We start from the raw sequence: 20477 nt of genomic DNA, 5'->3' as shown, positions 1-20477 counted from the left end.
AGCCCTACTGCCAATACGCTGGAATCGTCTGCTCATAGGCGGTGATTTTCGCCTCTTCCTGCAACGTGATACTGATCTCATCGAGACCGTGGATCAATTTGTGTTTCCAGGTAGCATCGATTGCAAAGAAATGCTCCTCCCCGGCAACGGTCACACATTGCCTTGGCAAGTCAATGCTGATTTTTTCTGAAGCAGGCAGCGAAGCGATCCTTTGGCGAACAGTCAAAGGCAGCTCGATGGGCAGCAGCCCGTTTTTGGTGGCATTCATATAGAAAATATCACCGAAGCTGCCAGCAATCACGGCTTTAAAGCCGTAATCCAACAGCGCCCATGCCGCGTGCTCTCGAGAAGAGCCAGAACCAAAATTATCACCAGTGACGAGGACTTGAGCGGTCTGATATGCTGGATCATTCAAGATAAATGCTGGATTAGGCTTGCGTTGCGGCAAATAGCGCCAATCGTCAAATAAAAATTCACCAAAGCCCGTTTTTTCAACGCGCTTCAAATAATTTTTCGGTAGGATTTGATCGGTATCGATATTGTCATTCATCAAAGGCAGCGTCGTACCTTCAAATTGCGTAAAAGCTTCCATTAACCAACACCTCCAACCACTTCTCGTACATCGACAAAGCGCCCATGAATCGCAGCTGCTGCCGCCATCGCTGGACTACAGAGGTGCGTCCGCGCGTTTTTCCCTTGCCGTCCAACAAAATTGCGGTTTGATGTGGAGGCACAGTGGACGCCTTCTGGTACTTTATCAGGATTCATTCCTAAGCACATGGAACAGCCAGGCTCCCGCCATTCAAAACCAGCGTCAATAAAGACTTTGTCTAAACCGATCGCTTCCGCTGCTTTACGAACAGGGCGTGAACCAGGAACGATAATACCAGTGACACCTTCTTTGATGGTCTGACCTTTCAAAATCGCCGCTGCCTCTTGCAGATCAGACAAACGACCATTGGTACACGATCCAATAAAAATGTATTCAATGGGGATATCAGCAGCTGTCTGTCCAGGTTGCAGCGCCATATATTCATAGGCTTGCTGATCATTGTGATCCCGCACTTCAGGAAACGCTTCGCTGACTGGTACCCCCATTTCTGGATTGGTTCCCCAAGTGATATAGGGTTCTAAGGTTGTTGCGTCTAGGGTGATCAGGGCATCATAGTTAGCATCTTCATCGGTATAAAGGCTTTGCCAATCAGCCACCGCACTGGCAAACGCTCGTGGCGCAAAGCGTCGATCCTTCACATAAGCAAAGGTCGTTTCATCAGGGGCGATCAAGCCCATTTTCGCCCCACCTTCGATCGACATATTGCAAATGGTCATGCGTTCTTCCATCGTCAGGCTACGGATCGTTTCGCCAAAGAATTCTACGGCATAGCCACCACCAAAATCAGTGCCATGGGTCGCGATCAATGCCAAAATAATATCTTTGGCGTACACTCCCGGCTGCAGCTGACCGGTAATCTCAACTCCCATGCGTTTCGGTTTTGTCTGCCAAATCGTCTGTGTCGCAAAGACATGCTCTACTTCACTCGTACCGATCCCAAACGCGATCGCACCGAAAGCACCATGGGTGGCAGTGTGGGAATCCCCGCAAACGATCGTTTTCCCTGGTTGGGTCAAGCCAACTTCTGGGCCAACCATGTGGACGATTCCTTGGTTGGCAGAGCCATTGTCACACAATTCGATCCCAAAATCTCGACAGTTTTTACGTAACGTGTCCATTTGCTTTTTTGCAACCAGATCAGTGATGGTAAAAATATCTTTGGTAGGCACGTTGTGATCCATCGTTGCGAAGGTTTTTTCGGGACAACGGACGGTCCGTCCCGCTTGCCGTAATCCTTCGAAGGCTTGCGGTGTCGTCACTTCATGGATCATATGCAGATCGACATAAAGCAGCTGCGCTTGCCCTTCTTCTCCTGTGATGACATGCCGATCCCATAGTTTATCAAACAGCGTTTTCCCCATAATTGCTCACTCCTAACTGTGCAATAACCGCTTCTGTAAAGGCAGTTGTCGTTGCTGTACCACCTAGATCACGGGTCAAGATCCCCGCATTCATTACCTCGTAACAAGCACTTTCGATGGTATCCGCCAGCTCTTCCTCTTGAAAGGACTCTCTTAGCATCATGACGACAGATAAAATCATGGAAACCGGATTGGCGCAATTTTGCCCAGCGATATCAGGTGCAGAGCCATGAATCGGTTCATATAAAGAAACCCCTTCTGCGCCATGACTTGCGCTAGGCAGCACCCCTAAGGACCCTGGCAAAACCGAGGCTTCATCACTTAAAATGTCGCCAAAGAGATTTTCTGTCACGATTACATCAAAGTCTTTGGGATTTTGGATGATTTTCATAGCGGCGGAATCAACATATTGATGGGTCAACTGACAATCTGAGAATTCCTGTGCCGTTTCTTCCGCTAATCGGCGCCAAAGTCGGCTAGTCGCCAACACATTTGCTTTATCGACAGAGAGAACCCGCTTCTTCCGCGTGCGAGCAATCTCAAAGGCTTTACGCAAAATCCGTCGAATCTCTGCTTGATGATAATGATTGATGTCGTAGGCTTCTTCAGGTTTTTCTGCTTTTTCGCCAAAATAGATACCGCCAGTCAACTCACGAACGATGACAAAATCTGTCCCCCGAAGGATCGCTTCTTTAATGGGAGATAAAGCAATCACCGCATCAACTACTTTGATGGGTCGAATATTGGCGTATAGCCCTAACGCTTGACGCAAATTCAAAAGTCCTTTCTCGGGTGTTATCGGTGCGTTTTCCCAAACTGGATCACCAATGGCTCCTAAAAGGATCGCATCCGCCTGCTGGCAAGCTTGTAGTGTTTCTTGCGGCAATGGCTCTCCAGTAAGTGCCAGCGCCGCACCACCAAATGGCCGCTGGTCAAAATGAAAGCGTTGAAGATGGTCTGGACAAGCCGCTTTCAATACCGCAAGCGCACTGGCCATAATTTCTGGTCCGATGCCATCTCCTGCTAAAACCACGATCTTTTTCAAACAAGGACACCTCGATTCTTTAAAGCTGCGCTAGCCTGTACATAAGCTTTAGCTGACGCCTGCAAGACATCAAAGTCTAAGCCGATCCCGCTGATTTTTTCATTGGTTTCCTGACATTCAATAACCACGTGCACTTCCGCTTGCGCATCTTCCCCACTGGTCAAGGCAGTGATCTCATAGTTCAACAACTTCGGCTGCTGCTGGAAAATCTGATCGATCGAGTTGTAGATTGCTTGGATACTGCCGGCACCGATTGCTGATGCCACTTGTTTTTCCTCGTCTTTGATGATAGAAACCACCGCTCCTTGATGGCCATTGGACACGTATTGCAGCTGAACTGACTCCAACTCACAGCCATCTTCTTGGCTGCGTCCCTGGTCAGCCACCAACGCTAACAAATCTTGTTCGGTCACTTGCTTTTTCTTATCTGCCAACTCTTTGAAACGTTTAAACAATTCGTTGGTTTCTTCTTGGTCAAACTGGTACCCCAGCTGCTGCATTTTATCGACAAACGCATGGCGGCCAGAAAGTTTGCCTAGAGGCAGTGAGTTGGTTTGTACGCCTACCAGTTGCGGGGTAATGATTTCGTAAGTTTCAGGATTTTTCAAGACGCCATCTTGATGAATCCCAGATTCATGGGCATAGGCATTGCCGCCGACGATTGCTTTGTTTTTCGGTACCGTGATCCCAGACAAACGTGCCACCAGATCGCTGGTGCGTTTTGTTTCGTTTAACTTGATGTTGGAGGTAGCCTGATAGAAATCATTGCGAATATGCAACGCCAGCGCCACTTCTTCTAATGCGGTATTGCCCGCTCGTTCGCCGATCCCGTTGATCGTTCCTTCCACCCGATCAGCACCATTTTCGATAGCTGCCAGCGCATTGGCTGTCGCCATCCCCAAGTCATCATGACAATGGGAAGAAAAAATGATCGGCTGCTCACTCTTGATATTGGCGATCAAATAGGCAAAAAGCGCACCATATTCCGTAGGATTAGTAAACCCTACTGTATCGGGCACATTGATGATCGTCGCGCCGGCATCAATCGCTGTTTGAACCGCCTCAAGCAAGAAGGCCTTATCGGTGCGGGTGGCATCTTCTGGCGAAAATTGAACTTTTTCAAAGCGTTCACGGGCATAAGCCACATGTTCTTTGATGGAAGCAAGTACTTCTGCTTTCGTCATATTCAGCTTGTACTGGCGATGCACCTCACTCGTTGCTAGAAAGACATGGATCTGGGGATCGACGGCTTGATGAAGAGCTTCATAGGCACGATCAATGTCTTTTTTCTGACAACGGGCAAGTCCTGCAACGGTCATTTTCGTCACCGCCCCAGCAATCGCTTGGACTGCTTGAAAGTCTCCTTCTGATGCAATCGGAAAGCCTGCTTCGATCGTATCGATCCCCCATTTTTCTAATTGCAGCGCCAGTTGAACCTTCTCTTTTGTATTGAAGTTGACTCCCGGCGTCTGTTCACCGTCTCTCAATGTGGTGTCAAAAAACTGGATTTTTCTCATCACTATTTCCTCCTTGGCAGTGGTAGGGGCACGCTTGGCGCGACCTCATTCAAACAAATTGAAAAAATGGTATAAAAAAAGCACTCCATAAAGGGTTTCCTTCATGCAATGCGAATAGGACTCTTCAAATGATGCCTTAAAAAGGCGGGTCATAGAAAAAGAGTCCTTACGATAATAATAATAAAAATGCAGCTGTTTGTTTCAATCGTTTATCCATCGTCGTCACCTATCACTTTTTTTATCTTGTTATGAAGATACCAAACAGCAGGTTCCTCTGTCAACACTTTTCCCTGAATTTTCTGAATATTTCGATAAAAAGTTCGTTTTCGCCCTGATGATGGGTTGCTTTTCATCCTTGATGAAAATTTAAGCAGAACCTGACGAGATCTTCACAGGATTTTAACCAAACCTCCACATAACACCGTTATGATAGAAATATCCCAAAAATATTTTTCACCCCTTTATCCTGCCAGTCGTATGACTGGTTTTTTTGTTGTTCCAAAGACTCGAAAAGATTGAACTTAAGGTGAGTTATTCGTATAATAAGGGGCAGCGATAAATGAGGAGGATGAAGATGCGCAACGAAATGATGCATCGTCCAGTAGTCAAACCAGAACTAGTGGCGTTTATGCGTGAAAAACAAAAACAATTACCCGGCGAACTTGGTGAAATCGAGCAAGCCGCTCATGAAAAAGAAGTGCCAATCATCCCACATGAAACTGTGGTCTTTTTGCAGTTTTTATTGGGACAGCTTCAGCCAAAAGAAATCCTTGAGATCGGCACAGCGATCGGTTTTTCTTCAAGCTTGATGGCACAATGTGTGAAAGAGGGTCATGTCACAACAATCGATCGCTTTGACGTCATGATCCGCAAAGCCAAAGAAACCTATGCTCGCTTAGGAAATGAAGACAAAATCACGCTTTTAGAAGGACAAGCGGCAGATGTCCTGCCTACATTGAGTGGGCCTTATGATTTTATCTTCATGGACAGTGCCAAATCGAAATACATTGAATTTTTGCCAGAATGTCTGCGTCTGTTACGCAAAGGTGGCGTGTTGATGGTGGATGACGTGTTCCAAGCTGGAACGATTCTACAACCCATCGAAGACATCCCTCGCAACCAGCGAGCGATCCATCGCAAGTTGAATCTTTTCTTGGATACCGTGATGAACCATCCTCAGCTGACCTCCACCCTCGTCCCTTTAGGAGATGGTGTGATTCTCATTACGAAAGAAGCAGATAGCGTAATCCTTGAGGAACCTGAGAAAGGTTGAGGGCAGCTGCGCTTCCTTTTTTCAAAGAAAAAATAAGAAAAGGGCGAAAAGAGATTGACATTGCTGCGCCCTTTTTCTATAATGTTATTTGTTGCTGATTGATTTCAACAGCTTAGGCGAAGTGAGCATTCGCTGAAATTTATTTGTTCCAGTAGCTCAGCCGGATAGAGCATTCGCCTTCTAAGCGAACGGTCGGGGGTTCGAATCCCTCCTGGAACGTTATATTATCGTGCATAGCGCTAGCAGATCGTTAGGAATCTTGATTCCTAGCGATTTTTTTTGACAAATTTTTTAAAAGCCACTTTTTTCAAACGTCACTTTTACCACAAATCAGCAGCACGGTGCTTTTCTTTTGCAAACAATCTATTAACTAATTATCTAAAACATCATTAATTATAACATATAGTTTTAACTGCTAAATAAATATGATATTATCCTCTCAAAGAGCGGCTTAATTGCAAAGCTCGTTTATGGTTTCCCATAATCCAGTAGCTTCACGTTTTTAGATATTATACTTCTCGAACACAACTAACAAAATTTATTCCATAGGAGGAATTTTGATGGAAGAATGTCCTTTTTGCCGTATCGTCTCTGGAAAAATAAAAAGCCATGTAATCTATGAAAATGACAGTGTTTGCGCCTTCCTTGATCATGCCAAAGACGTGGATTATCATATGCTGGTTATTCCTAAAAAACATTACACCAGTATTTTAGACTGCGACCCCGTTCTTCTTGCTCACCTCATTCAAACGGTTCAAAAAATAGCAGATCATTGTGTCACTCGCTTAGGATTTGATGGGATTAATTTGCTAAGCGCAGCAAATCAAGCAGCGGGTCAATCAGTCCCTCACTTTCATCTTCACTTGATTCCGAGAAAAAAATGTGACGGTATCAATGCGTGGCCCACATTCAATGGCGCAGCGCTCTCTTTAGAGGAAGCAGCGGCATTTTTGACCTTTGAAACAGATAGTAAGGGAGTTTAAACAAAACTCAGTAGACTAAATCTTACTTAAAAGCGCTTCTTAAAATACTTGATAATACTTTACTTGTTCTGCTAGCTGATCAGCTGGTCGAGCACCATCCAGTACATAGTCGGCTGTTTCAGCAATGATCTGTTCGTGTAAAACAAATAGCTCCCTTGCATAGGAAAGATAAGTATCTGCCCAAGTCAAAATCGCTTCTTTTGATTCGTTCGTATAATCCCGTTTAATCTGACGAGCAAAAGCAATATCTAGTGGTGTTTTCAAATAAATCACCGTATCGATCAACTGACGCAAATCTTGGTGCTCATATCCGAAGGGAAAGTCCACAAAAATGATTGGGTAAAGTAGCATCGCTCTCTTCAGATCTTTCAGTAGAAGACTGATGTCATATTGATTGATCGCTGCGCGGGGATCTTGTAAAAAATAATCAAAAGATGGTGCTGAGGGCAATGCATCGATACTATAATCATCAAAGGAGATCACTATTCCATCTGCCAATCTACTCAATTCACGAACCAATGTCGTTTTGCCGGACGCTGTAACACCACTGACTACAATTACTTTCCCTCTCTTCATGAAGTCCCTCCTCTGTCGTACCTTCAGTATAACACGCTCAACCAATCCTTTTTCTTATCCTCCCCCTGCAAAAATTATGCTATGCTTGACAAGAATAAAGAAAGCAGGTGTCCTATGGAGATAACGGTATATATCGCAAGCGGGTTTAGTAAAAATCAAACAGGTGGCAACAAGGCTGGAGTCGTTTTGCTGGAACAGCCCCTTACACCACAACAAAAGTTAGCCATCGCAAAAGAGTTAGGCTTTTCAGAAACAGCTTTTTTATCGAAATCCCCTGAGGCCGATTTCCGATTTGACTATTTTACACCAAAAGAAGAAGTTGACTTATGCGGACATGCAACAATTGCTTCCTTTGCTCTATTGTCATATTTGAACAAACTTTCCAAGCAACAGTATCGCATCGACACCAACGCCGGACGTTTGTCGATCACCATCAAAGACGGTGTCATTTTCATGGAACAGAACAAACCGCTGTTTTCAGATGTCCTTTCACTAGAACAATTAGCTGACTGTTTCGATACCAGTGCTATCAATGATCAAATTCCTATTCAAATCGTTTCTACAGGATTAAAAGATATCCTTGTTCCAATCAAAACAACGGCCCAGTTGCAGCATGTTGCACCTGATTTTGAGGAAATAAAAAAAGTAAGTGCGCTGCAACAAGTAGTTGGCATGCACTTATATGCAATGGAAAAAGAACGAATCGTTTGCCGTAACTTTGCCCCATTATTTGACATCAATGAAGAATCTGCCACAGGTACTTCCAATGCCGCTTTGGCTTGCTTCTTGCATCAAAAATGTTCCCTTGAAAAAGAAGTGTATCGCTTTGAACAAGGCAGCAATTTAGGTGAACCTTCTGAAATCTTTGTCAAACTAGTTACGACTTCGCGAAAGGAAATCCAACGTGTTTATGTTGGGGGCAGAGGGCATTTTTGCGAGACAGTCACCATCGACACCGATACACTGGCATAATCACAACAATTTAGGCTGATCTTCCATCAGCCTTTTTCCTCTTCACACATCGTGCTCTTTTTCCATAGCAGCCCATCAGTATCTCGAATACTAGTTTTCTCATAAAAAAAAGAACCCAACTTGGGTTCTTTCCTTCACCTTGATTTTCTATGGCTTACCAACAAGTTCTGCTAACAGCTCACTGACTTTAGGCAGTGGCTCGTTCTGTAAGGCTGCTACGATTTTTGAACCGATCACTACCCCATCGCACACTTGGGCAAAGCGCTGCACGTCTGCATTGGTCGAGACTCCGAAACCAGCCAATACTGGAATCGGACTTTTTTCCGAAATGGCTTGCAAATGCTGATCCAGCTGTTCGTTGTATTGGCGATCTTCTCCAGTGACACCGTTCACTGTCACAGCATAGACGAACCCTTCTGCTTCTTCGATCAGCGTCTGAATTCTGTCTGGAGGACTGGTCAAAGAGACCAGCGTGAGCAGCGCGAGATCCGCCGCATCAAACGTAGGCGTTACTAGTGATCGATGTTCAAATGGTAAATCTGGAATAATCAACCCTTTCACATCTGTCGTTTTTAACTCATTTGCTAGCTGTTCAATCCCATAATGAAAGAATGAGTTGGCATACCCCATCAATACCAGTGGAACCTCGGAATGGATGGTTTGCAGCGCAGCAATGATCTTTTTTAAAGTGGTGCCATTGGCTAATGCCTGCATTCCAGCCGCTTGGATGACCGCTCCATCTGCGACTGGGTCTGAAAAGGGCACGCCGATTTCAATGGCGGCTGCGCCATGTGTCGTCAATAGCTCGATTTCTGCCGGCAGGCGTTCCAGTCCGTTGGCACCCGCCATAATATAAGGTACAAACAAAGGCGTGCCTTGTTTTTGGCGCTCTTTTAGTTTCATCGTCAATGTTTTGCTGGTCATTTCGCTGCTCCTTTCCGATCTTTGATTTGTTGAACATCTTTGTCCCCTCGCCCAGACAAACAGATCACTAAGCGTTCTTCTGCTGTCATCGTTGGCGCTAACTTTAAAGCATAGGCAACGGCATGAGCACTTTCCAAAGCGGGAATAATGCCTTCGATTTGAGACAAGAGATAAAAGGCGTCAACAGCTTCTTCATCAGTGACCGCGAAATACTCCGCTCGCGCAATTTCCTTCAAATAAGAATGCTCGGGACCGACACCAGGATAATCCAAGCCGGCTGAAATCGAATAAGGTTCGATCACTTGCCCATCATCGTTTTGCAGCAAATGCATTTTGGTACCATGTAAAATACCGATACTCCCTTTCGTTAAAGTCGCCGCATGCTCGGTAGTATCCACGCCTTTTCCAGCTGCTTCAACGCCAATCAAACGAACGGTCTGATCGTTGATAAAAGGGTAAAACATTCCCATCGCATTGCTGCCGCCGCCAACACACGCAACGACTGTCGTTGGCAGTTGTCCTTCTTTTTCTAATAGTTGCCGCCGTGTCTCACTCCCAATCACACTTTGAAAATCTCGAACGATCTCTGGAAAAGGATGCGGACCGAGTACCGAACCCATCACGTAATGAGTGTCCTCGACGGTTGCAACCCAGTAGCGCAGCGCTTCATTGACAGCATCTTTCAATGTCTGATTGCCTGATGTGACTGAAACCACTTTTGCTCCCAACAATTCCATTCGAAAGACGTTTAGTGCTTGCCGCTGAACATCTACCGCGCCCATAAAAATCGTGCACTCCATACCGAACAACGCGGCCGCAGTTGCTGTGGCGACGCCATGCTGCCCAGCACCGGTCTCTGCTACCACTTTCTTTTTCCCCATCCGTTTTGCTAATAAGACTTGGCCAAGTGCATTATTGATTTTATGGGCACCCGTATGATTCAAATCTTCTCGCTTCAGATAAATTTTGGCACCGCCTAAGTGTTGTGACAAGCGCTGGGCATGATAAAGGGGGGTCTCTCTTCCTACATACTCTTGTAAATATTCCTGTAATTCAGCTTGAAAACTTGCGTCCGTTTGTGCTTCACGATAGACAATTTCCAATTGCTTGACTGCATACATCAATGTCTCTGGCACAAACTGTCCGCCAAAAGAACCATAAAATCCTGTTTTTGTGGGATACTGAGTCATCTTTTTTTCTCCTTTACTAAATGAATAAATTGTTCGATTTTCCGACTGTCTTTCTTGCCCTGGGTTTCAACGCCTGAAGAAACATCGACAGCATAAGGCCTAAAAAGTTGGATCGCCTCTTCTACATTTTCCGCGTGCAACCCGCCAGCAATAAAAAATCGCTCAGACAACGGCAACGGTTCTCTCGCCACTTTTTGCCAATCAAAGGACTGGCCGTTGCCGCCAGCATAAGGGTGATCTCTTACTGGAGCGTCCAATAAACCAAAATCTGCATCGCAGCTCAGGAAATCTTGCTTTAAAGTTTCTGCTTCTCCATCAAAGGCTTGGATCACTGCGATCTTTTGATGAGCAAAAACCCCCTTCTGAATGGCTGTTTGCAAAGATGGCAGAACCGTTCCATGGAGCTGAATCGCTGTCAGTTGGGCGGCTTGAATTGCCGCTTGCACTTCTTCAACACTTGGAGAAACGAAAACCCCCACTTTCCCTACATTTTCGGGTACTTGCTCCGTTATCTTGCGGACTTGGGTCGGATCGATTCTCCGACGGCTTTCGGCAAAAACAAAGCCAAGGTAATCTGCTCCTGCATTGATGGCAGTTTCGACATGCAGGCGTTCGGTGAGTCCGCAAATTTTCACTTTGGTCATCGGCGGCTCACCTGCAAATCTGCCGCTGTTTCAGCAATTCGATGGCTTCTCATCAACGTTTCTCCAACGAGGACTCCATGATAAAACGGTGCAAGCTGCAGCACATCTGCGGCAGTTCGAATACCAGATTCACTGATATAAACCGCCTCTGATGGCTGAGGTGCTATAGCAACACTGACATCCAAGGAAACGTCAAAAGTTTTTAGGTCACGATTGTTGACACCGATGATTTTGGCACCTAATGCTTGGGCTTGTTGAAATTCAGCCGCATTATGAGTCTCAACGAGTACTTCCAACCCTAGTACTTCGGCTTCTTGATACAGCGCGACGAAACGGGCTGGCTCTAACGCAGCCACGATCAATAAAACGATACTGGCACCTGCATTCTTGGCGCGAATCAATTGTTTTTTGTCGATAATGAAGTCTTTGCATAGTATAGGCACCGAAACAGCCTTACTGACTGCTTCAAGATCTGCCAGCGAGCCTTTGAAAAACTGCTGGTCGGTCAAAACGGAAATCCCGCTGACACCCGCGGTTTCATAAGCTTGCGCTTGCGTGATTGGGTCGATCGCTTGATTAATGTCTCCTTTTGAAGGTGAAGCTCGCTTGATTTCAGCAATGAGGTGCATCTTTTGTGGTCGTTCCTTGACTTGCTGATAAAATGATGGGCGTTTCGCTACGACCTTTTCGGTTTCTTGTGGCATCGCGGCAACTTCTTCAACTTTTTTCTGGATGATCGTTTCTAAAAAATCCATGATTCTCCTCCTTACAGCTTTCGTAATTATTGACTATTTGACTGGCGGATCAACTCCTGCAGTTTGTCATAGGCGGCGCCCGAAGCGATACACGCCCGTGCCATCGCAAACCCTTCTGCTAGCGTGGTGGCTTTGCCGTTAGCGTAAAAGCCTAACCCTGCATTTAAGACCACCGTTTCTAGATAAACGGAGGGTTGATTTTTCAACACCGCAGTTAAGATCGCCGCATTTTGAGCGGCATCCCCGCCGACGATCGCCTCGATCGGCGCTGGCGTAAAGCCGTACGCTTGTGGATCCAAAGAAAAATTGGCTACCTCTCCTCCTTGATAAAAGCTGATCGCAGTTTCACCTGCCAAATTGGCTTCATCCATTCCGTTGCATCCATGGATCACCATTGCTTTTTGCCGACCAAGACTGCCTAACGCCTGAGCGGTGTCGGCCAAGCTCTCGCCTGCGTAAGTCCCAATCAGTTGCGTAGTCAACGGAACAGGATTGATCAAGGGGCCTAATAGATTAAAAATCGTTGGCGTTGCTAATTCTTGCCGTATCTTCATCACTGCTTTCATGCCGGGATGCAACGAGGGAGCGAAGAGAAACGCGATGCCGACAGTCGTTAATAGCTCAGCGATTTTTTCTGGTGATGCTTGGATCGATACCCCCAAGCAGGCTAAGACATCGGCACTGCCTGAACGACTAGAGATACTGCGATTGCCGTGTTTTGCCATCGTGATTCCCCCAGCTGCTAACACGAAAGCCGCCGTAGTGGAGACATTAAAACTATTGGAGTGGTCGCCGCCAGTACCGCAATTGTCCATGGCGTCTCCTCCTTCATAAGGAATGGTCACGGCATGCTCTAACATGATTTCCGCTAAAGCGGTCAATTCGGCGGCTGTGATGCCGTTGATCTTCATCGCAACTAACGCTGCCCCCAATTGACTTTCTGAAAACATCCCGCTTAAAATTCCTTGAGCAAAGTGGCGCATCTCCTGATAACTTAAATGACTGCCATTAAAAAGCTGCTGGGTGATTTGCTGCGGCTGCTGTATTTTGACTGCTTCCATAAATGTTCCTCCTTTTTCATTTGCTGCTTTTTGCTGAGTTTTCTGGAATGAGTTCAAGAAACCGTTGGATAAAAAATACCCCTTCGTTTGTCCCCATTGATTCAGGGTGGAATTGAAGTCCTACGATCGGCTTTTGTCGATGCTGGATCGCCATGATGATCCCTTTTGTTTCAGCCAACACCTCAAATTGTGTAGGAAGGGTCGCTGGCTCAATGACCAGCGAGTGATAGCGCATGACAGTCATGTCTCCTAGGTAGGTTTCGAATACGCCTTTTTTCTGATACGTAAGGCTCGATTGCTTGCCGTGCATAATGGCTGGTGCTTGGACCACTTTGGCACCAAACGCTTCTCCAATGGCTTGATGACCTAAGCAGATCCCTAGAAGCGGCTTGCTATTGTGATATGTTTTGATCAAAGGAATCATGAATCCTGCCTCTGCGGGACGGCCTGGTCCTGGGGAAAAAATGATGGCATCTGCTTCTTCAGCAACAAGGAAAAGGTCTGGATCATCATTTCGCAAGACGACTGTTTCTTCTGGACAGAGCTGGAGAAGATTGTAAGTAAACGAATCATAGTTATCGACGAGTAAGATCATTGGCTGACACCTCCAATAGTGCTTTGGCTTTGTGTAAGGTTTCGTGGTATTCAGATGAGGGATCAGAATCATAAACGACACCCGCCCCTGCCTGGACATAAGCGATCGCGTCTTTCAAAACCATTGTCCGAATCCCGATGGCAAAATCCGCTTGATCGTTTCGAGAAAAATACCCAACAGCTCCCGCATAAACCCCTCTTCGAACAGCTTCCCATTGATAGATGCGAGTCATGGCACGAATCTTTGGTGCCCCGCTGACCGTGCCTGCTGGCAGGGTTGCTTTCAAGGCATCCATTGCCGTCACACCTGCTCTGCGCTTGGCAGCCACAACCGAAACGATATGCATGACATAGCGGTATTTCTCAATCACCATGTATAAAGGAACATGAACCGTGCCATGTTCAGCGATTCGGCCCAAATCATTGCGCCCCAGATCGATCAGCATTTGGTGCTCTGCACGTTCTTTTTCATCTGCTAATAGTTCCGCCGCCAAAGTTTCGTCTTCTGCTTTGGTTGCCCCTCGTTTGCGGGTACCAGCGATTGGATTTGTGGTGATCGTTGTTCCTTGAACCCGAATCAAGCTTTCAGGTGAACTGCCGATCACTTTGAATCCGTGATCGAAATCAAGATAATAGAGGTAGGCAGACGGATTCGTCACTCGCAGTTTTCGGTAATAGTCAAAAGGATCTTGCGTAAATGCTGCTTGCAGACGTTGGGAAGGAACCACTTGAAACATATCCCCTGCCGTAATTCGGGCTTTTGCCTCACGAACGATCATTTCATAGGCATGTTGAGTAACATTACTTGTAAAATGCAGCTTTTCATTCGATAACCCACGGATCTCAGCTGCGACTGGTGTCCTTAATTGCTGCTGCACCGCTTGGAGTACCTGCTCCATCTCGGCGGTCCCCCTTTGGCTGTAGCAATTTTCAAGGATGATCGTCAAGGTTTCCCTTTGATGGTCCAGAACGAGAAAGGTTTCAAAAAGCCAAAAGGCCATATCAGGCACCTGCAATTCATCTGCTGGCAATTGTCCAATGTCTTCATAGCAAGCTGCGATATCATAGCCCGCATACCCGATCGCCCCACTTTGCAACGGCAGATTCGGTAAAGCGGTGGTTTCTTTTTTGACTACATACCGTTCCATTTCTTTTAAAGGGTCCTGACAGGGATACTTGTTGACCGTTTTTTCCAAAAGATCCTCCACTTGAAAAACACCATCCTTAAAGGTCAGTTTCTGAACAGGATCAAAGGTGAGGATCGAATAGCGTCCCGTATCTTCTTCTCTGGGAATACTTTCCAGTAAACATTTATGCGCCCCTTGAATCCGTAAAAACACTGAGACAGGTGTCAAACAATCGCTGTTGATTCGTTCCATTCGATACATAAGCTGCTCCTTTCTTTGTAAACAAAAAGCCCTCAAGCAAACATCATAAAAACGTCTGCTTGAGGGCGAATGACCGCGGTACCACCTCAATTGAAAGTTGCCTAAAAAAACAACTTCTTCTCTATCAACCGTCTAACAACGGTCTTCCTCTATAACGGGAGTTCCCGCATTTTCCTACTGCCAAAAAAAGGGTTCAAAAAATGATCGGCTAAGGCCATTTCCTTGATTTCTTGGTATCGGACTCTCATCACCGCCGACTTTCTGTAACCAAAAAAGACTCAAGTACTTCTCTTAGTTTGATTTTACGTTTATTTTTTTATTGGTTGAAGGGCAAGAAAAACAAAAAAACCCTCATGCAAACAAACTCGTCTGCATGAGGGCGATTACTCACGGTGCCACCTCAATTGGTTCTCTAGATCGTCTATCAACAATCGTTCTCTGTAACGGGAGATCCCGAAAAAAGCCTACTGATTTCAGCCTTTCGACACAAAAGTCCATTTCTGAAGCGTCAATCTGCTGATTTACACCACCATCAGCTCTCTGCAAGACGAACGTCCTCATACTTCTCTTTTGTTTGGTCTTTACTAGTTATTGGTAGCTATATTACGTGGCTTTTGCTGATCTGTCAACAGAAAAAAGCGAATTTTATTTTTTTGTCTCCTTTTGACAATACAAGAAAACAACCTACAATGGGTTGCCTTAACCAAAATAAAAAGACATTCTTTTGGACAAAAATCTCCTTCACTTCTTTCAGCGTACTTAATTATAGCTGCTACTCCATTTAAATAATATTTGTTTTTTTATAACCCTTACGTGAAGATCAAAGAGTGAAAGCTTTGCTATAATTTTGCCAAAAAATCGACATTTATCCAAAATTTTCATAACATCATGAAAAAACAGAATTGTTATTTGAAATATTCTTCTATATGATTGAACCGAATGTAAGAAAGGGTGATTAAATGCACATAGACAAATTATATTTTTCCACCTTTATTTATAAAATGAGCTGCTTAGAATTTACTTACTCTCTCATTCAATCCAATGAGAAAAAAGTCGAATTATCCGAGGAAGAACAAGCAGAAATTGAATGGATCATCAATTCTGCGCTCCATCGAAAACTCTACGCCTCTCGCAAAAAGAGTCTTTTTTCCTCAAAAATAAAATTGTCGAAAGAAAGTTATTCTATGTATTTGCGAATGAAGAAATACGAACACATGATAGACCTCTAACCGTTAAAACACATAAAACAAACGCATTCCTTTAGACAGTTACTCAGAAGGTTGTCGATCCCAGCTTTTTTAATAAAAAAAACATCATCCAGTGAATTGGAAATAGCAAAACTTGCCTTTTTCGTATAAAATCAAAAAGAACACGAAAGAGTTGTCTTTCATCAAAACAGTCAATGTGACTCTTTTGACCTTCAGGACTCGGAAAGGAAGTTTTTGTCATGGATGGGATGATGAAAAAAATCATTACGGAGAAGGATTTATTACGTCAGATCCTTCTCTTGGAACAACTGGCGAATCACAAAATGATCACTGCCAAGCAACTAGCAAAATTGATCGATACGACGGAGCGAACCGTTTTTTCCGATCTAACCTATATTCGCCAACAATTGCCTGATGGTTGGCAGATCGATGCTGCCAGTAGTGGCTTTGCTCTGACCCATGATGGGCCATTGTTGATGAGTCAGCTCTGGGAAACGTTTTTCCCTCAATCGATCGGTGTTTCTTTGATGAAAGCATTGCTTTTTTCCAGCGAACTCCGTACGCAAGATATTCTTAGCCAAACAGGGACATCCTATGAGACCTTGCGACGACATGTGACAAAATTAAACAAAAGTCTCACTGATTTTTCGTTGCGGATTCGGATCACCAATCGCATGATCCGCTTTGAAGGAAGTGAGATCAACATCCGTGTTTTTTTTCATCGCCTGTTACTGCCATACACCCATAACAATTACTTTTTTGAGGAATATACGATTCATGAGTCCCACTATTATCATTTCTTGGATCGCTTAGCAAAAGCCAAGCTGCAGATCGAAGTGGAACAAATCTACGGTACCTGCTGGTTTTTTATCAATACGATTCGCATCAAAGCCAATTGCCGTATCGATTCCTTTGAATTTCAGGGGGACGATCCCCTTTATAGCCTTTTCCAACAGCCATTAAGCCAGCTGTATCAAAAAGAAGGCGTTTATTTAGAACGCAGCGAACACTTCTTTAGCTTCTACTGCTTCTTAGAAAGTTGGAACTACAATAACGACTGGTCCGCAACGATCCAAGCAACCCTTGAATCCTACCAAACCATTTATCAGAAAACGACCCATTTTGTTGGAAAACTAGACCGCTTGTTGCAGTTGTCTTTAGCTAGTGATACACAACTGATTGAGAATCTACTGTTGCTTTTGATCAAATCGCAAGAGTCAGCCAAGCTCTCAGAATTGTTCGGGCTAGAATTTCACGAGATCCAACGGTTAAATCAACCCTATTCGCTATCGATCGAAGCGACGATCCATGACTTTTTAGAAGAGCAAACAGCCAGTCAATCGGAAATGAGTTTTCCATTATGGTCAACCACCACCTTACTGATCCAACAAGCGATTTTACAAATCAATCCCATTCGCGCAAAAGGATATTTTGTTTTCCAAGGTGAGCCTGCTTGGAAAGCTTACCTCCTGCAAGAATTGAATGACTTCCTCGGTGCCCGCATCCTTTTATCGGCGATCGAGCCTGGTCAACTAGAAGCGTTGGCGAAAATCGAGGTTGATTTTATTCTCTCAAATTTCCCTTTAGAGGAAGTATCTGTTCCAGTTTTTTACTTATCGATGGTACCAACGAAAAATGAGCTCAATCAAGTGACTGAGCTCATCCAAACCTATTATTTAAGCTATCGCTAGAATCATCAAGCTGCCGCTACTGCTTCACTGGAGCGGCTTTTTGCCGTCCTTGCAGCTTATTCGTAATAAATTTCTCACCCTCAACGACTGCGAAAAGGAGTGCGCCGTTAGCAGCGATACTCAACTGCTGCATCAAGGTCAAAGAACCGATCCCTAAAAGCTGGTGTCCTAGAGGGGTTAGGAAAATCGCTGCCTGTAATACGATCAGCAGTGAAAGAGAAACTAATAGCGCTCGGTTGGCAAGCAGTTGGCGATTCAAGGCTGGCTTGACCAGCTCCCGACAGTTCAACAAGTAGACCGCTTGGGCAAAGACGATACTTTGCAGCAGCATGCTTTGCTGAAGGACCGTTCCCTCAAATTGAACCGCTAAGACGTAAGAAGGAATCATGATCAACAGCGAGACGTAGAAGATGCGGAACAAGCTGTACCAAGACAAGATGCCTTCTTTGATTGGCCGTGGTGGTCGATTCATGACATCCGCACTTGCCTTTTCAAAACCGAGTGCGTAAGAAAGCGTGATCGTTGTCACCATATTTACCCATAAAATTTGGACAGGTGTCAGTGGCAGTGGTCGGTTCAACAAGAGTGCCGCAATAACGATCAATCCTTGAGCAACCGCAGTTGGTAAGAAGAAGTTGATGGTTTTCTTCAAATTATCGTAGATTCGACGACCCACTCGGACGGCATTGGCGATCGTATGAAAATTATCGTCTGCCAAAACCATATCGGCTGCTTGCTTGGTTACTTCACTGCCTTTGATCCCCATAGCGATCCCAATATCGGCTTTTTTCAGCGCTGGTGCATCGTTTACGCCATCACCGGTCATTCCGACGATCTCTTCATTCGCCTGCAAAGCACTAACGATCCGTAATTTATGCTCAGGGGTCGTTCGAGCAAAGATGTCTGTCTTTTGGACTGCTTGCTGCAATTCTTCCTCCGACAACAGATCGATTTCTAGCCCTTCCAACACGTGATTCGTGTGCTTCAAGCCAATTTGCTTGCCGATGGCTTGAGCGGTCTTGCCATGGTCTCCTGTGATCATTTTGACTTGGATGCCCGCTTGCAAGCACTCTTTTACTGCTTTGATGGCACTGTCTTTCGGAGGATCAATGATACCAGCGATCCCGACAAAGGTTAAATTGGTTAGCCCTTCGTGGGACAAGGACTCCTGTGCCGACAGCGTCAGATGCGCAAAGCCGATCAGCCGCTGCCCTTTCGCTGCTAATTTTGCACTTTCATCTAACCACCATTGCTTTTGATCTGAAGTCAGTTGGCTTTTCTCAAGCAACACTTCGGGTGCACCTTTGACAAAAACTACCGAGGCATTCGGCTCTTCTTGATTTTGATGGCGTGTTGCCATGTACTTGTAAGAGGAACTAAAAGGAATCTTATCGACTGTTTTACGCAATGGTTGCTGCGCTGATTCTGCGTATTGTAACAAGGCTTTTTCGGTTGGGTTCCCAACGAGATCCGCAGCCTTTTGTCCTTCGTCATGCTTCAAGTCTTGACAATTTGCCATGATATCAAGCACCGTTGCTTTATCCACGTTTGACTCAACTAAAACATCGACGACCGTCATTTCATTTTTGGTCAAGGTTCCTGTTTTGTCTGAACAAATCACCGTCATGGCACCTAGTGTCTCCACTGATGGCATCGTTTTGATGATTGCTTGCTCCTCAGACATTTCCTTGACACCCATCGATAAAATCATGGTCAGCACGGCTGGCAAGCCCTCAGGAATCATCGCTACCACTAAGGCGATACCTGATGAGAACAAGAGATCAAGATCAAAGCCGTAGCGGAAGGTAGTAAAGAAGATCAAGAAAACCACTAATCCGATAATTCCTTTAAAGATTTGGTGATTCAATTGCTTCATTTTTTTGATCAACGGGGTTTCTTGCGCTTTCACAGACTGAATTGCTTGATTGATCTGGCCGATTTGTGTATCGTCTCCTGTTTCAACGACGATCCCGCTGGCAGTTCCGCTTTCTACATGGGTACCAGAAAACGCCATGTTTCGCTGGTCGCCAATCGTACTTTCTTGAGTAATAGGCTCGGTCATTTTTTGAACAGGCTCAGATTCGCCAGTTAAAATCGACTCTTCAATCACAAGATCATGGGTTTCGATCAAGCGCATATCTGCTGGTACAACATCTCCTGGTCCTAAAACGACTAAATCTCCATTTACTAAGGAAGAAACAGCAATTTTCTTCTTGCGGCCGTGAACATAAATCGTTGCTTCTTGCCCCATGAACTGCTTCAATCCATCCAGTGATTCTTGGGCTTTGCGCTCTTGCCAGTAGCCGACGAATCCATTGATGACGACGACTGCCATAATAATGCCGCTTTCGATATAATCACCAGAAATCCCTTTTAAGACGGCTGCGACGATCAAGACCAACATCAGTAAGTCGGTAAAGTGCTTGCCGAATTTCTTCCATGTGGGGATCTGCGCTGCCTCCGTAATTTTATTTTCACCTTGCTTTGCTAAACGCTGGTTGCGTTCTTCGGAGGAAAGGCCCTGCCGTGTTGTTTGCAAGGTGTGTAATAGTTCTTCTATTGTGTTTTTGTACCAATTCATATTTTTTTCCTCCTTGTTTATTTATTTGATCTGAACATAGTATAAGACATTGAAACCATAAAATTCTGGCGATAATTTCAGCGGGGCCTGAAAAAAATGAG

17 protein-coding genes, 1 tRNA gene and 2 other annotated features are annotated in these 20477 nt (G+C 45.1%); of the genes, 5 read left to right on the top strand and 13 right to left on the bottom strand.

All coding sequences use genetic code 11. From position 1 onward, the window contains the following. Positions 1–4: 4 nt before the first annotated feature. Genes leuD through A5867_RS07800 form a run of 4 tightly spaced genes read right to left on the bottom strand, consistent with a single transcriptional unit; the run spans position 5 to position 4536 of the window. Positions 5–592: a 3-isopropylmalate dehydratase small subunit gene (gene leuD, locus A5867_RS07815; protein WP_087627315.1), complete on the bottom strand. Its 588-nt coding sequence runs from the start codon at positions 590–592 to the stop codon at positions 5–7. Then, positions 592–1974: a 3-isopropylmalate dehydratase large subunit gene (gene leuC, locus A5867_RS07810; protein ID WP_087627314.1), complete on the bottom strand. Its 1383-nt coding sequence runs from the start codon at positions 1972–1974 to the stop codon at positions 592–594. Before leuC ends, leuD begins: the two co-directional genes overlap by 1 nt. Further along, complete coding sequence (gene leuB / locus A5867_RS07805) at positions 1955–3019, bottom strand: 3-isopropylmalate dehydrogenase (protein ID WP_087627313.1); 1065 nt, start codon at positions 3017–3019, stop codon at positions 1955–1957. The genes leuC and leuB overlap by 20 nt, the downstream gene beginning before the upstream one ends. After that, positions 3016–4536, bottom strand: a complete 1521-nt coding sequence (locus tag A5867_RS07800) for a 2-isopropylmalate synthase (RefSeq protein WP_087627312.1) — start codon at positions 4534–4536, stop codon at positions 3016–3018. Before A5867_RS07800 ends, leuB begins: the two co-directional genes overlap by 4 nt. A gap of 574 nt (positions 4537–5110) precedes the next feature. On the opposite strand from A5867_RS07800, the gene A5867_RS07795 reads away from it, so the two are divergent. From A5867_RS07795 to A5867_RS07785, 3 genes are all read left to right on the top strand, one after another. Continuing rightward, complete coding sequence (locus A5867_RS07795) at positions 5111–5809, top strand: O-methyltransferase (RefSeq protein WP_005225745.1); 699 nt, start codon at positions 5111–5113, stop codon at positions 5807–5809. Positions 5810–5954: 145 nt separating this feature from the next. Next, positions 5955–6028: transfer RNA gene (locus tag A5867_RS07790), tRNA-Arg, on the top strand. A gap of 341 nt (positions 6029–6369) precedes the next feature. Further along, positions 6370–6792: an HIT domain-containing protein gene (locus tag A5867_RS07785; RefSeq protein ID WP_087627311.1), complete on the top strand. Its 423-nt coding sequence runs from the start codon at positions 6370–6372 to the stop codon at positions 6790–6792. A 39-nt stretch (positions 6793–6831) separates the two neighbouring features. Here A5867_RS07785 and A5867_RS07780 read toward each other — a convergent pair whose 3' ends face one another. Beyond that, a complete protein-coding gene (locus tag A5867_RS07780) occupies positions 6832–7368 on the bottom strand; it encodes an AAA family ATPase (RefSeq protein ID WP_074535676.1) in 537 nt (178 codons plus the stop codon). Positions 7369–7482: 114 nt separating this feature from the next. Here A5867_RS07780 and A5867_RS07775 point away from each other — a divergent pair, with 114 nt between their 5' ends. Then, entirely contained in the window at positions 7483–8340 is an 858-nt protein-coding gene (locus A5867_RS07775; protein ID WP_087627310.1) for a PhzF family phenazine biosynthesis protein, read from the top strand. Positions 8341–8487: 147 nt separating this feature from the next. On the opposite strand, the gene trpA is transcribed toward A5867_RS07775, so the two are convergent. From trpA to trpE, 7 genes are read right to left on the bottom strand one after another with little or no spacing between them, the layout of a single operon-like run. Then, the gene (gene trpA / locus A5867_RS07770; protein WP_087627309.1) at positions 8488–9264 is read right to left on the bottom strand and encodes a tryptophan synthase subunit alpha; all 777 of its coding nucleotides are present in this window, start codon (positions 9262–9264) and stop codon (positions 8488–8490) included. Continuing rightward, positions 9261–10454, bottom strand: a complete 1194-nt coding sequence (trpB, locus tag A5867_RS07765) for a tryptophan synthase subunit beta (protein ID WP_087627308.1) — start codon at positions 10452–10454, stop codon at positions 9261–9263. The genes trpA and trpB overlap by 4 nt, the downstream gene beginning before the upstream one ends. After that, the gene (locus A5867_RS07760) at positions 10451–11098 is read right to left on the bottom strand and encodes a phosphoribosylanthranilate isomerase (protein WP_087627307.1); all 648 of its coding nucleotides are present in this window, start codon (positions 11096–11098) and stop codon (positions 10451–10453) included. The genes trpB and A5867_RS07760 overlap by 4 nt, the downstream gene beginning before the upstream one ends. After that, on the bottom strand, positions 11095–11853 hold the full coding sequence (gene trpC / locus A5867_RS07755; RefSeq protein ID WP_087627306.1) for an indole-3-glycerol phosphate synthase TrpC: 759 nt from the start codon (positions 11851–11853) through the stop codon (positions 11095–11097). The genes A5867_RS07760 and trpC overlap by 4 nt, the downstream gene beginning before the upstream one ends. Before the next feature lie 26 nt (positions 11854–11879). Then, positions 11880–12914 carry an anthranilate phosphoribosyltransferase gene (trpD, locus tag A5867_RS07750; RefSeq protein WP_087627305.1) on the bottom strand — a complete coding sequence of 345 codons (1035 nt, stop codon included), beginning with the start codon at positions 12912–12914 and terminating at the stop codon, positions 11880–11882. A gap of 16 nt (positions 12915–12930) precedes the next feature. Beyond that, a complete protein-coding gene (locus A5867_RS07745; RefSeq protein WP_087627304.1) occupies positions 12931–13509 on the bottom strand; it encodes an aminodeoxychorismate/anthranilate synthase component II in 579 nt (192 codons plus the stop codon). Further along, positions 13490–14896, bottom strand: a complete 1407-nt coding sequence (trpE, locus tag A5867_RS07740; RefSeq protein WP_087627303.1) for an anthranilate synthase component I — start codon at positions 14894–14896, stop codon at positions 13490–13492. The genes A5867_RS07745 and trpE overlap by 20 nt, the downstream gene beginning before the upstream one ends. Before the next feature lie 58 nt (positions 14897–14954). Beyond that, positions 14955–15202: a binding site (T-box leader), on the bottom strand. 66 nt (positions 15203–15268) lie between these two features. Then, positions 15269–15481 (bottom strand) — a binding site (T-box leader). An 862-nt stretch (positions 15482–16343) separates the two neighbouring features. Between trpE and A5867_RS07725 the strand changes: the two genes are divergently transcribed. Further along, on the top strand, positions 16344–17795 hold the full coding sequence (locus A5867_RS07725; protein WP_087627301.1) for a helix-turn-helix domain-containing protein: 1452 nt from the start codon (positions 16344–16346) through the stop codon (positions 17793–17795). A gap of 16 nt (positions 17796–17811) precedes the next feature. Here A5867_RS07725 and A5867_RS07720 read toward each other — a convergent pair whose 3' ends face one another. After that, positions 17812–20376, bottom strand: a complete 2565-nt coding sequence (locus A5867_RS07720) for an HAD-IC family P-type ATPase (protein ID WP_087627300.1) — start codon at positions 20374–20376, stop codon at positions 17812–17814. Positions 20377–20477: the final 101 nt, after the last annotated feature.

It is taken from the genome of Enterococcus sp. 6D12_DIV0197, from assembly GCF_002174385.1.
Classification (GTDB): Bacteria; Bacillota; Bacilli; order Lactobacillales; family Enterococcaceae; genus Enterococcus_D; species Enterococcus_D casseliflavus.
This window is presented reverse-complemented; position numbering and strand designations above follow the sequence as displayed.

Coding starts and splice junctions, on each gene's coding strand:
- leuD (WP_087627315.1), bottom strand. CDS start 592: ATGGAAGCTTTTACGCAATTTGAAGGTACGACGCTGCCTTTGATGAAT.
- leuC (WP_087627314.1), bottom strand. CDS start 1,974: ATGGGGAAAACGCTGTTTGATAAACTATGGGATCGGCATGTCATCACA.
- A5867_RS07800 (WP_087627312.1), bottom strand. CDS start 4,536: ATGAGAAAAATCCAGTTTTTTGACACCACATTGAGAGACGGTGAACAG.
- A5867_RS07795 (WP_005225745.1), top strand. CDS start 5,111: ATGCGCAACGAAATGATGCATCGTCCAGTAGTCAAACCAGAACTAGTG.
- A5867_RS07785 (WP_087627311.1), top strand. CDS start 6,370: ATGGAAGAATGTCCTTTTTGCCGTATCGTCTCTGGAAAAATAAAAAGC.
- A5867_RS07780 (WP_074535676.1), bottom strand. CDS start 7,368: ATGAAGAGAGGGAAAGTAATTGTAGTCAGTGGTGTTACAGCGTCCGGC.
- A5867_RS07775 (WP_087627310.1), top strand. CDS start 7,483: ATGGAGATAACGGTATATATCGCAAGCGGGTTTAGTAAAAATCAAACA.
- trpA (WP_087627309.1), bottom strand. CDS start 9,264: ATGACCAGCAAAACATTGACGATGAAACTAAAAGAGCGCCAAAAACAA.
- trpB (WP_087627308.1), bottom strand. CDS start 10,454: ATGACTCAGTATCCCACAAAAACAGGATTTTATGGTTCTTTTGGCGGA.
- A5867_RS07760 (WP_087627307.1), bottom strand. CDS start 11,098: ATGACCAAAGTGAAAATTTGCGGACTCACCGAACGCCTGCATGTCGAA.
- trpC (WP_087627306.1), bottom strand. CDS start 11,853: ATGGATTTTTTAGAAACGATCATCCAGAAAAAAGTTGAAGAAGTTGCC.
- trpD (WP_087627305.1), bottom strand. CDS start 12,914: ATGGAAGCAGTCAAAATACAGCAGCCGCAGCAAATCACCCAGCAGCTT.
- A5867_RS07745 (WP_087627304.1), bottom strand. CDS start 13,509: ATGATCTTACTCGTCGATAACTATGATTCGTTTACTTACAATCTTCTC.
- trpE (WP_087627303.1), bottom strand. CDS start 14,896: ATGTATCGAATGGAACGAATCAACAGCGATTGTTTGACACCTGTCTCA.
- A5867_RS07725 (WP_087627301.1), top strand. CDS start 16,344: ATGGATGGGATGATGAAAAAAATCATTACGGAGAAGGATTTATTACGT.
- A5867_RS07720 (WP_087627300.1), bottom strand. CDS start 20,376: ATGAATTGGTACAAAAACACAATAGAAGAACTATTACACACCTTGCAA.